The sequence below is a fragment of the Sulfuriferula sp. GW1 genome (assembly GCF_047300855.1).
In the GTDB taxonomy this organism is placed as follows: domain Bacteria; phylum Pseudomonadota; class Gammaproteobacteria; order Burkholderiales; family Sulfuriferulaceae; genus Sulfuriferula.
In genome coordinates, this window is sequence record NZ_CP170197.1 from 2,086,413 (window position 1) to 2,098,512 (window position 12,100).

A 12,100-nucleotide genomic window follows, 5' to 3' on the forward strand; every position below is an offset into this window, starting at 1 on the left:
TGAATCCATGAACCTGCTCAGATCGCTCGCCAAAGTCAGTAGCATGACCCTGCTGTCACGCATCTTCGGCTTCGTTCGTGATGCAGTCATTGCCCGCAGCTTTGGTGCAGGCATCTACACCGACGCGTTTTTTGTCGCTTTCAAAATTCCCAATCTGTTGCGGCGCCTGTTTGCCGAAGGCGCATTTTCGCAGGCGTTCGTGCCCATTCTGGCCGAGTATAAAAACCGCCGTGGCCACGAAGATACGCAACTGCTGGTGGACCATGTCGCCACGCTACTGTTTCTCGCGTTGCTGGTAGTCACCCTGATCGGGGTGCTGGCGGCCCCGGCCGTAGTCTATATCAGCGCACCCGGCTTCTCCGACGAACCGGAAAAATTCGCGGTGACTGTGTCCATGCTGCGTATTATTTTCCCGTACATCCTGTTTATTTCGCTGGTCTCGCTGGCCGGCGGCATACTGAATACATACAGCCGCTTTTCGGTACCCGCATTCACGCCGGTTCTGCTCAATGTGGCTACCATCGCAGCCGCCTTGTGGCTGGCACCGCACCTCGCCATCCCGGCGATGGCACTGGCCTGGGGGGTGATGCTGGGCGGTATCCTGCAATTATTGCTGCAACTGCCTTTCCTGAAGCAGCTTGGTTTATTGCCGCGTTTTCGCTTTGAACTGCGTGATGAAGGTGTGTGGCGCATCCTCAAACTGATGGGACCCGCGCTGTTCGGCGTTTCCATTGCTCAACTCTCGCTGCTGATCAATACCATTTTCGCTTCTTTCCTGGCGACTGGCAGCGTGTCCTGGCTGTATTACGCGGATCGCCTGATGGAATTCCCCACCGGCATGCTGGGGGTGGCGCTCGGCACCATACTGTTACCCAGTCTGGCCAAGCATTATGTGGATAACGACCCCACGCAATATTCGCAACTGCTGGACTGGGGACTACGCCTCACCCTGATGCTGGCGCTGCCAGCCGCTGCGGCTTTGGCGATATTGGCGGTGCCCCTGATCAGCACCCTATTTCTGTATGGTCATTTTAGTTTTCACGATGTCTTCATGACGCGCCAGGCGCTGGTGGCCTATAGCCTCGGGCTGCTGGGGCTGATCATGGTGAAGATTCTCGCGCCCGGATTTTATGCACGGCAAAACATCCGCACCCCGGTAAAAATCGCCGTGATTACCCTGTTTGCCACCCAGATCATGAACCTGATGTTTGTATGGAAACTGCAACACGCCGGACTGGCCCTATCCATCGGCCTGGGTGCCTGCCTGAATGCTGCGTTGCTGCTTTGGAAATTGCGCAGCCAGGGCATTTATCAGCCGCTGCCGGGCTGGTACGCGTTTTTCATGAAAATCGGAGTTGCGCTGGGTGTGATGAGCCTGCTGCTGTGGTGGGGCATGATGGGAGAATCAAGCTGGCTGCATATGCATGCCTTGCAACGCCTTGCTCATCTGAGCGCTCTGGTGGTGTTGGGCGCAGGAAGCTATTTTGGCACGCTGTGGGCGTTGGGCATGCGCCCGATCCAATTCCTGCGCCGCACAGCCGAATAGTTCAGGGCCGGTGAATAGCTTTGACCGGCGCGCCGCACAACCGCTAAAATCTCTTATTTCAGGTTGTTTCGACCCATTCCTCAATGCGTATTACTCACGGCATAGCGCCCGTCGTCAGGCAGCCCAGCGCGGTGACGATAGGCAACTTTGACGGCGTCCACCTCGGTCACCGGGCGATGCTACGTCGTCTGGTAGAAGTGGCCGGTCAACGCGGCCTGGTACCGTGCGCGATTACTTTCGAACCGCATCCGCGAGAATTTTTTGCGCCCGACAAAGCCCCCGCCCGCCTCTCCAGCCTGCGCGAAAAGCTGCAAATGCTGGGTGAATGCGGGATTGATCATGTCCATATCTGCGCTTTCAATCAGGCATTTTCACAACTCCCGGCAGAAACTTTCATCGAGCATATCCTGGTCGCCAGTCTGCAAACACGTTTCCTGCTGATCGGCGACGATTTTCGCTTCGGCACACGGCGCGGTGGCGACTTCGCCATGCTGCAGGCGTACGGAGCGCAGGCAGGCTTTGAAGTGGCTGCAATGGGTAGCGTGACCCTGGACGAATTGCGTATTTCCAGCACTGCGGTACGCGAAACGCTGGCGGTGGGTGATCTCGACCTGGCTGGACGCCTGCTGGGTCGCCCTTACAGCATCAGCGGACGAGTCGTCGACGGCGACAAACTGGGGCGGGACATCGGTTTTCCCACCGCCAATATCCAGCTCAAACATAACCGCCCGCCGCTGACCGGAATTTTCGTGGTGCAGGTGCGCGGACTGGCCGACGCGCCGCTGCCCGGCGTGGCCAGCCTGGGGGTGCGCCCCACGGTCAAGGAAAACGGGCGGCCGGTGCTGGAAGTACACCTGCTGGACTTCGACCGCAGCATCTACGGACAGCACGTGTGCGTGGATTTTCTGGCCAGGCTGCGCGACGAGGAAAAATACCCCGACCTGCCCACCCTGGTCACTCAAATTGGTCATGACGTGAACCATGCCAGACAATACTTTCTAAATCATTCCGAGTCGTTACTCGCGGCCAAGCAAAATGACTGACTACAAGAACACTCTGAACCTGCCCGATACACCCTTCCCCATGCGCGGCGACCTCGCCAAACGCGAGCCGGGCTGGCTGGCCCAATGGCGCGAAAAACAACGCTACCAGCAAATCCGCAAGGCCGCCGCCGGGCGCCCCAAATTCATCCTGCACGACGGCCCGCCCTACGCCAACGGCGACATCCACATCGGCCACGCGGTGAACAAAATCCTCAAGGACATCATCGTCAAGAGCAAGACGCTGGGCGGTTTCGACGCTCCTTATGTGCCGGGCTGGGACTGCCACGGGTTGCCGATCGAACTGCAAGTCGAGAAACAGCACGGCAAGGCCATCCCTGCCGCGCGCTTTCGCGAGCTGTGCCGTGAATACGCCGCGACCCAGATCGAGCGCCAGAAGGCGGACTTCATCCGCCTCGGCGTGCTAGGCGACTGGGATCATCCCTACCGCACCATGGACTTCGCCTTCGAGGCCGGCATCATGCGCGAGCTCGGGCGCATCCTCGCCAACGGCTATCTCTATCAGGGTGCCAAGCCGGTGCACTGGTGCGTGGACTGCGGCTCTGCGCTGGCCGAGGCCGAGGTGGAATACGAGGACAAGACCTCGGCCGCCATCGACGTGGCGTTTCAGGTCGCCGATAACGCAGATTTCGCGCAGCGGCTGGGCATGCCCAAACTCACCGGGCCGGTATATGCGGTGATCTGGACCACCACGCCGTGGACCTTGCCCGCCAACCAGGCGGTGTCGGTTCACCCGGATTTCATTTACGACCTGATCCTGACGCCGAAAGGCATCCTGATTCTGGCGCGCGACCTGGCGGAAGCATCAATCAAACGTTACGGCTTCGAGTCCGTGGAAGTGCTCGGCCAGTGCAAGGGCAGCGCGCTGGAACACCTGCAACTGCGCCACCCTTTCCTCGACCGCAGCGTACCTGTCATCTGCGGCGAACACGTCACCCTGGAAGCCGGTACCGGCCTGGTGCACACCGCACCGGCGCACGGCGTGGACGACTATCAGATCGGCTTGAAATATCACCTTGCGGTGGATAACCCGGTGAGCGATGACGGCAAGTTTTTCGACAGCATCCCGCTGGTAGGCGGACAGACGGTGTGGCAGGGCAACAAGACCGTGGTCGAAACCCTGTCCGCCAGCGGCCTGCTGCTCGCCAATGAAAAACTGCTGCACAGCTACCCACACTGCTGGCGGCACAAGACGCCGATCATCTTCCGCGCTACGCATCAGTGGTTCATCGGCATGGACAAGACCGGCGCCGATGGCGTGAGCCTACGCAACCACGCCATCGGCGCAGTGGACAATACCGCGTTCTTCCCGGCCTGGGGTCGTGCGCGGCTCGAAGCCATGATGAAAAACCGCCCCGACTGGTGCGTGTCGCGCCAACGCAACTGGGGCGTGCCGATGCCGCTGTTCGTGCACAAGGAAAGCGGTGAGTTGCACCCGCGCACCGCAGAGCTGATCGAAGCCGCGGCGCAACGCGTGGAGCAAACCGGCATCGAAGCCTGGTTCAGCCTCGACCCCGCTGAACTGCTGGGCAACGAGGCCAGCCAGTACAAGAAAATCACCGACACGCTGGATGTGTGGTTCGACTCCGGCGTGACCCACGCCTGCGTGCTCCGGCAGCGTCCCGAACTCGCCTACCCTGCCGATCTGTATCTGGAAGGCTCGGACCAGCATCGCGGCTGGTTCCAGTCCAGCCTGCTCACCGGCTGCGCAACCGACGGCCGTGCGCCCTACCATGCGCTGCTCACCCATGGCTTCGTGGTGGACGCCAAGGGCCACAAGATGAGCAAATCCAAGGGCAATGTGGTCGCCCCGCAAAAGATCATGGACACCTACGGCGCCGACATCCTGCGCCTGTGGGTGGCATCCACCGACTATTCGGGCGAACTGACCATTTCCGACGAAATCCTCAAGCGCGTGGCCGACGCCTACCGCCGCATCCGCAACACGCTGCGCTTCCTGCTCGCCAACCTGGCCGACTTCGATCCGGCCCAGGATACCCTGCCGGTGGACGACTGGCTGGAAATCGACCGCTACGCGATGGTGATGCTGGACGAATTCCAGACTGAGTTACTGGCGGCCTACGACCGGTACGAATTCCACCATGCTGTGCAGCGCCTGCACAATTTCTGCTCGGAAGACCTGGGGGGCTTTTACCTCGACATCCTCAAGGACCGGCTCTACACCACAGCCGCCGGCTCGCATGCGCGGCGCTCGGCACAGAATGCACTGCATCACATTACCCACGCGCTGGTGCGGCTGATGGCGCCATACCTGAGCTTCACCAGCGAAGAAGTGTGGCAACTGCTGGCGCACGACGAGAACGACAGCATTTTCCTGCATCAGTGGCACGACCTGCCGGTGGCTGCAGACGCGTCGCAACTGGCCGCCAGATGGCCGCTGATCCGCGCCACGCTCGCCGACGTGCGCAAGCATCTGGAAACTCTGCGCATCGCCGGCGATATCGGCTCCTCGCTGCAGGCGGAGGTGTCGATTCATGCCAGCGGCGCGCAATACCAGGCGCTGGCCGATCTCGGCGACGACCTGCGCTTCGTGATGATTACCTCTGCCGCCACGGTGACGCAGGCCGCAACCGCTTCCGTCAGCGCCGAACCCAGCACCCATGCCAAATGCGAGCGCTGCTGGCACTATCGCAGCGATGTTGGCAGTCACGCCGATCATCCCGCCTTGTGCGGGCGTTGTTACAGCAATCTTTTCGGCCAAGGCGAGGACAGACAGCATGCCTAGACTCAAACAGGGACTCGTAGTGGCCGGATTGATCATTGCACTCGACCAACTCAGCAAATACGCGATTACGCACATCTTCATGCTGGGCGATTACCTCACCGTCACGCCATTTTTCGATCTGGTCCTTGCCCACAATACCGGCGCGGCGTTCAGCCTGTTTGCGGATCAGGCCGGCTGGCAACGCACGTTTTTCATCAGCACTGCGCTGATCGCGTCCGCCATCATCATCTATCTGCTGCGGCGCGAATCCGGCAGCGTACTGTTCAAGCTCGCGCTCAGCCTGATTCTGGGCGGCGCGCTCGGCAACCTGATCGACCGCATCCAGCACGGCTACGTGGTGGATTTTCTGTCCTTCCACATTCAGCAGCACTACTGGCCGGCATTCAACGTGGCCGATTCCGCCATTACCATTGGTGCGCTGCTGCTGGTCTGGGACAGCTTTAAAAAACCGCACAAGCCATGAGCGACGGGTTGAGGCGGGTTGAGCCTGGCGACACGCTCACATTGCATTTTGCCCTGCGGGTCAATGGAGGGGGTGAAGTAGACAGCAGCTTTGGCGACGCACCCATTACCCTGACGCTCGGTGACGGCACCCTCACTCCGAATCTGGAGCGTTGGCTCATTGGCGTAGCGCTTGGCGAACGCCATGTGTTCCAGCTTGATCCCTTGCAAGCCTTCGGCGAATATAATGCCGAGCTTGTGCAGTCTCTGCCGCTAAGCGATTTCCCACCCGATGAAGCACCGCTGGCGGACAGCGTAGTCGAATTCAGCCTGCCTAATGGCAGCACCCTGGCCGGACGCATACTGGCACTGACGGAGACCCACGCCAGAGTGGATTTCAACCACCTGCTGGCGGGCTTGCCGATCGAGTTTGAGGTTGAAATCATCGAGATTTGTCGTCAATCCTGAGATTGACACGCCTCCGGGAAAAAGTTATTGTACAAATATTAGTACAATAGCAATGTGAGACAAAAATGGATGCCATCAGCTACAGCTATACACGCCAGCACTTTGCCGACGTGATGGACAAAGTGAATGAAGATTGCGCGCCGGTTCTGGTAACGCGCCAGAATGGCAAACCGGTGGTGATGATGTCTCTCGCGGATTTCAACGCACTGGAAGAAACGGCATATCTGCTGCGCAGTCCGGAAAACGCGCGCCGCCTGATGGCTGCAGTGGATGAATTAAGAAGTGGCGCGGGTATCAAACGCGAGCTGTTAGCCGATGCAGATTAAGTTTGCCGAACAGGGATGGCAGGATTACCTCTTCTGGCAGCAAACAGATAAAGCAGCGCTCAAGCGGATCAATGCACTCATCCATGACATCGTGCGCTCACCTTTCGATGGCATCGGAAAACCTGAACCGCTACGCCACTACCTGGCTGGATTCTGGTCACGCAGGATTAACGACGAGCATCGCCTGGTTTATGCAATCGAGGATGGCTGCCTGCTGATCGCCCAATGCCGCTACCACTATTAACCCGGGAACCGCAATTCCAGCCACAGGGGCACAGAACGCCAGGATTTTTTTCTCCGTGAATTCCGTGTTCGCCGTGGCTAACTTATTTTCAGGATCAACCCAGGCAATCATCATGACCACCCACACCCAAATCCTCCTTGCCAACCCACGCGGCTTTTGCGCCGGAGTGGATCGCGCCATTGAAATCGTCGAACGCGCACTGGAACGTTTTGGCGCGCCGATCTACGTGCGCCATGAAGTCGTACACAACAAGTTCGTGGTCGATGACCTCAAGGCCAAGGGCGCAATTTTCATTGAAGACCTGGCGGAAGTGCCCGCCGGCAGCACACTGATTTACAGCGCCCACGGCGTCTCCCAGGCGGTGCGGCGAGAAGCCGAAGCACGCGGCCTGAAGGTATTCGATGCCACCTGCCCGCTGGTCACCAAAGTCCACATCGAAGTCGCCAAAATGCGCGCAAAGGATCTGGAAATCATCATGATCGGCCACAAGGGCCACCCCGAGGTGGAAGGCACCATGGGGCAATCGGCGGGCGGCATGTACCTGGTGGAAACGCCTGAAGACGTGGCAAAATTGGAAGTGAAAGACGCAGATAAACTCGCCTTCGTCACCCAGACCACCCTCTCGATAGACGACGCCGCGCGCGTGATTGCGGCGCTCAAGGCACGTTTCCCCGCCATCGTCGGCCCAAAAAAAGACGACATCTGTTACGCTACGCAAAATCGCCAAGACGCGGTCAAGGCGCTGGCGGCACAATGCGACCTGGTCATCGTGGTGGGTTCACCGAACAGCTCCAACTCCAACCGCCTGCGCGAAGTGGCGCAAAATCTTGGCGTGGATGCCTATATGGTGGATAACGCTGGAGAGCTGAAAGAGGAATGGCTGGGGGATAAAACGCGAATTGGCGTCACAGCAGGCGCCTCCGCTCCGGATGTGCTGGTTCAGGAAGTCATCGCCAGGCTTAAATCATTGGGCGCGGACACCGTGACGGAATTGAGCGGCACTTCCGAGAGCATCGTCTTCCCGCTGCCAAAGGGATTAATCTGATGCTGGGAGACTACAACATGACCTATACCGCTGTAGCCTACCGACTTCTACCCTTTTTCTCCATCTCTACGGGTGTGGGTATGGCAATATGTGTTGAACCGCCCACTACTGCCTGATGAGCAAGACTACTACCGGCTTTTTCAGTCGCCGCAGGCTTGGGCCTAACTCCTTCATTCTTGGGTTTATTATCCACTGCATAAACCTGCGCCGAAAGCACCATAGCAGTAAAAGCTGTCCCTGAAGTAATCAACCTGATCCATTGCATAATCTTCTCCTCGGGTCACATTTCAAACAATCACCTGTTCCAACAACTCGCTGCATCCAAAGTGGCTCCAGACACATCCTTTTGACCCAGGTTATTCAGAGTCAGAGTCCCACATTCATCCCCATCCATCAAGCCTCCAGCAATGGGGGTTGCAGACAGGGCAAACGTCGTGGCAGTCGACACTGCTGCAATCGCATATCTTGCCGTACCCTCCTTGGGAGAGCTTGGAAAGGGCAAAATCAGGGCGGCACCGGTCGAATCCTGATCGTATCGATTGGCTTCGGTAAAATTTCGCTCCAGGAATTGAGCGTTTTCCAGCAATATGCTTCTGGCCTGTGACCGCTGTGCCCGCCTGACATACTGCTGATAGGACGGGTAAGCAATGGCCGCCAGAATGCCGATGATCGTAACCACCACCATTAACTCGATCAAGGTAAAACCACGCATCCACTGGGTTTTCATGTTTTTTTCCTTGCGGCTTAAAGAATTTGCTGCCAATAAACGCGTATTGGGACAGAAATGGCGCCACCGCCACCGCCACCGCCACCGCCGCCTTTATTTTTCAGCGTCATGATGCCACCACTGCTCCCGCTCATCTCTTTATAATCTGGGCTGGGGTCTTTACCATTAAGCCAAACAGGTGTCTTGGTGATCCCCACCGTAGACATGACTCCCGAAGCTGAATTTCCACTGGCCAGGTTATCGCTTGCGTCAAATACCCCGTCGTTATTGAAATCGAACACCGAATCAGTCAGGCGCGCTCCGGTGTTTGCATCCAACTCCATCAACCAGCTTGTTCCGCCTGGCTCGCACTGGTCATTAGATGGCTTTAGCGTCACGAAAATCACCCGGCCATACTTCAGCAGCGGTCTGGACACCACACGCTCTCCACCTCCTGCAAGAGGAGGAACCAAATCCATATACCAACCGCGTTTTCCACCTGCGTAGTCAACTGTATTTGCACTGGTTTCGCGCAGATTGTAACCAAATTGCGCGGTTTGACTAACGATTGTTTGTGCCTGCAACTCGCTTCTGTCCGTTGTCGTCACAGGCAATCCGTTATCCCAGATAGCATAAAAAGTTTCCACATCCGTATTGGCGGGATCCGTACTGGTCAGATATTGGCCTGTGCCGAAATACACCAGTGCGCCACCACTGGGATGCGCGCCAACCGTGGGTTGTGCAGTGATGGGTTGCACCTGATTGGCGGCATTGCGTGCTGTAAACAAGGGTAGCCCACTATTGGCCACCCCCCAGGACGCAGGTGTTGATCCGGATAGATCGAATTTCCACATATTGCCTTGCAAGTCACCGGCATAGACGGCATCAATGATCTTGTCACCGTTCGAGTCATACAAATAAGGCGTGGACAAGCCATTCGAGGTTGCGCTTCCCGCGGGTATCTTGGCAATGAGCGCACCCGTTTGTACGTTCACAATATAAAGGAACGCCAGGCCCGAAGTGCTGTTATAGCCATTGCCGAAAATTGCTGCCCACGAACCATCGTGCAAACGGGCAAACTGGGGCTGGCTGTATGTCAAACCCAGGTCCGCCGGATCACTGAACTCCCACAGCACATTCGCCGCACTGAAACTACCGGGATTGCTCACATTCAGCGCATAGATGGATTTACCACCGGCTCCCAATCCGCCTAACAGCAATGTTTGCCATGTACCGCCGATATAGACATCCCCGACGCTGGGCGAACCATCTACGAAATACTTGTGAGCGTAGGCCGGGGAAGTCAGATTGCTTAAATTTCCGTACACACCAGCCGGGATAAAGGAAAACAACTCCACGCCCGAATTGGAGAAACCCACATCGGCCTGGAAGGCATGCAGCATGCCGTCATTGGCACCCACATATACAACCGGTGTACGGCTGGATTTACTCGCCACATAGCTTGCATAGGAGGATTGCCCCGGTGCCCCGGCTGGCAAACTGGTGTAGCCGTAATCCTCGCTCTGGGAAAAAGCCGGATCCGCGTCGACAATATCTCCCAGCACCGTCGTAAGCCGATTGCGGTATACCCCACCATTACGCACTTCTTTGCTGCTGTCACCGCGCAACCAGGCGAGCCGGTCTGAACATTTGGAATCCACCGTGCCGTAGATATCAGTGTTTAAAGCCAGCTGTTGCGCAGCATTCAAACTGGACGAACAATTCGTAAAAGTTTTTCCGGTCGATCCGTTGAAGGTAAATATGTTTCTGGAACCGGAGGGTGGTATCAGTGTTGCTGCATCCCAATAAGCGGTACCAATGCTGCCATCAGCCTGGACCGGGTAGGCTTTGAAACTGCCACTCCAATTGCTGCTATCAAAGCGTGCCTGGTAGACCAGGGTGCCTGTTTGCAGGCTGGTTGAATTGGCTGCCAGGGCGGCGGCAGACGGATTGGCCTGTTGAATCGAATTCAGTATCGACTTGAATGCGTTGCCGATATCCTGTGGCGCCTCAGCGCTGAAAAACTGGCCCCGACTGTCGATCGCCGCATGCCACAAGTCATACACATTACCTGGAGAAGCATTTGAACCTGTGGCCGGCCAGCTTTTCGTGCCGCTCACCAGTTGTGGATAATCACCCGCATAGGTACTTCCACCCCAGATAGGGTCAACCATGGTACTGCTCAGGCCGAGGCCGACGGTGAAGTTCACCATATGCTGCCAATTGGCCGGGTTGTTTCTCGGGTTCCAGTACTGGTCTGCGGCTGTGCCGGAAAAATCGACCTTATAAGGCGTCACATTATTGGTCAGATCCGGCCGCAGATCGGTGCTCCAGTAGCGAAAAGCGATATCCGCCAGACTGTTGCTGTTGCCATCCTTGTAGGGACTCATAGCGGTATAGCTGGTGCCATCGGGCAGAGTAGCAGCAGTGGAATCCGCGTTGCCATAATTGACAGCCAGATCGCTGTCATTCTCGTTCCAGATGCCGTCCGTCAACATGACATGATAATTCTTGCGGCAACTCAACTCTGTTCCATCGCTCACCTGAGGATCCTGCGCATAGGGGCTAGTTACGCCAGAGGTCGAATAGTACTTTCCCACCCGCTCCATGGCGACCCTCAGTGGCGTGGAACCGTCCGAGGAAAATCGCTGCAAAAAATTATAAAAATCCGTGCGATGGCTGGAATTCAGATTACGAATCCGGTTATCGTAAGTGGTTGCGGTATAACCCCTGCAGGAACTGCCACTGGCAAAACTGTTGCAACTGGTATATGGCGTACTGTTGATACTCTCCCAGGCAAAACGCACCTGGTTATCGCTAATCGTCTCAATGGCACTCATGGCGCCGGAAATGACCGAAAGCGCACGGGTGCGGTAGAAAGAATACCAGTTGGCAAAATTCTGCCGCTCATCCTTGTCCGCCGCGCTTCCGTCACTAAAAGTAGCCGGACCGGATGTATTGGTCACCTTCACATAACGGTAGCACTTGTCATCGTTTATACTGCTAGTGCAACCGCCCAGCGTCGTATCGAAAACGTAATAAAATGCGGGCACATCAGTGCCGGACTGCGCCCAAGAATAACTATAAGTCATATCATTGTAATAGTAGTAAGTCGTCCGATACTTCGTGGACAAATCGAGCGTTCCCCTGCTCGCATCAAATCCATTACGCCGCGCCGAAGTAAAGCTGGTGGAGTATGTCACCGGGACTGTGTCTGTCCGGGTAGGGATGACATAGCGAGTTTTTGGGTTGTAGTAGAGCGGGTTAAAGTCCGCTGAAGTGAATCGCTTGGTACCTGCGGTACCAGCGATGGTATCCGGAACAAAAGCTGAGCTCATGCTGCCGGAGTCATCCAGGGTCATGACGATATTCGGAGCTACCGACACCGTCAGAAACAAAGGCGTATCCGCTGGTGTCAGCGCCGCTGTGGCGAGTTGTGGGCCCGCCAGGAGGCCGGACAACAGCACCGTTGCGATGTATTTATAAAATCCAATTGGTGTTTTCATGGATTGCTCCC

11 protein-coding genes are annotated in these 12,100 nt (G+C 57.0%); 8 read left to right on the forward strand and 3 right to left on the reverse strand.

What is annotated here, in order from left to right; genetic code table 11:
• The first annotated feature begins 7 nt into the window (after positions 1-7).
• The 8 genes from murJ (at position 8) to ispH (ending at position 7,877) form a co-directional block, all read left to right on the forward strand.
• A complete protein-coding gene (gene murJ / locus ACFDAU_RS10210) occupies positions 8-1,546 on the forward strand; it encodes a murein biosynthesis integral membrane protein MurJ (RefSeq protein WP_413436822.1) in 1,539 nt (512 codons plus the stop codon).
• A gap of 83 nt (positions 1,547-1,629) precedes the next feature.
• Positions 1,630-2,589 (forward strand): bifunctional riboflavin kinase/FAD synthetase, encoded by a 960-nt coding sequence (locus ACFDAU_RS10215; protein ID WP_413436823.1) that lies wholly within the window; start codon positions 1,630-1,632, stop codon positions 2,587-2,589.
• Positions 2,582-5,353: an isoleucine--tRNA ligase gene (gene ileS, locus ACFDAU_RS10220; protein WP_413436824.1), complete on the forward strand. Its 2,772-nt coding sequence runs from the start codon at positions 2,582-2,584 to the stop codon at positions 5,351-5,353. Before ACFDAU_RS10215 ends, ileS begins: the two co-directional genes overlap by 8 nt.
• Entirely contained in the window at positions 5,346-5,816 is a 471-nt protein-coding gene (gene lspA / locus ACFDAU_RS10225; protein ID WP_413436825.1) for a signal peptidase II, read from the forward strand. Before ileS ends, lspA begins: the two co-directional genes overlap by 8 nt.
• Positions 5,813-6,262, forward strand: a complete 450-nt coding sequence (locus tag ACFDAU_RS10230) for an FKBP-type peptidyl-prolyl cis-trans isomerase (protein ID WP_413436826.1) — start codon at positions 5,813-5,815, stop codon at positions 6,260-6,262. Before lspA ends, ACFDAU_RS10230 begins: the two co-directional genes overlap by 4 nt.
• A 65-nt stretch (positions 6,263-6,327) precedes the next feature.
• A complete protein-coding gene (locus ACFDAU_RS10235) occupies positions 6,328-6,588 on the forward strand; it encodes a type II toxin-antitoxin system prevent-host-death family antitoxin (RefSeq protein ID WP_413436827.1) in 261 nt (86 codons plus the stop codon).
• Positions 6,578-6,832, forward strand: a complete 255-nt coding sequence (locus tag ACFDAU_RS10240) for a Txe/YoeB family addiction module toxin (protein ID WP_413436828.1) — start codon at positions 6,578-6,580, stop codon at positions 6,830-6,832. Before ACFDAU_RS10235 ends, ACFDAU_RS10240 begins: the two co-directional genes overlap by 11 nt.
• Before the next feature lie 112 nt (positions 6,833-6,944).
• Positions 6,945-7,877, forward strand: a complete 933-nt coding sequence (gene ispH / locus ACFDAU_RS10245; protein WP_413436829.1) for a 4-hydroxy-3-methylbut-2-enyl diphosphate reductase — start codon at positions 6,945-6,947, stop codon at positions 7,875-7,877.
• Between the two features lie 37 nt (positions 7,878-7,914).
• Here ispH and ACFDAU_RS10250 read toward each other — a convergent pair whose 3' ends face one another.
• Genes ACFDAU_RS10250 through ACFDAU_RS10260 form a run of 3 tightly spaced genes read right to left on the reverse strand, consistent with a single transcriptional unit; the run spans position 7,915 to position 12,089 of the window.
• Positions 7,915-8,142 carry a hypothetical protein gene (locus tag ACFDAU_RS10250; RefSeq protein WP_413436830.1) on the reverse strand — a complete coding sequence of 76 codons (228 nt, stop codon included), beginning with the start codon at positions 8,140-8,142 and terminating at the stop codon, positions 7,915-7,917.
• A 30-nt stretch (positions 8,143-8,172) separates the two neighbouring features.
• Positions 8,173-8,604 carry a type IV pilin protein gene (locus tag ACFDAU_RS10255; protein WP_413436831.1) on the reverse strand — a complete coding sequence of 144 codons (432 nt, stop codon included), beginning with the start codon at positions 8,602-8,604 and terminating at the stop codon, positions 8,173-8,175.
• 17 nt (positions 8,605-8,621) lie between these two features.
• Positions 8,622-12,089 (reverse strand): pilus assembly protein, encoded by a 3,468-nt coding sequence (locus ACFDAU_RS10260; RefSeq protein ID WP_413436832.1) that lies wholly within the window; start codon positions 12,087-12,089, stop codon positions 8,622-8,624.
• Positions 12,090-12,100: the final 11 nt, after the last annotated feature.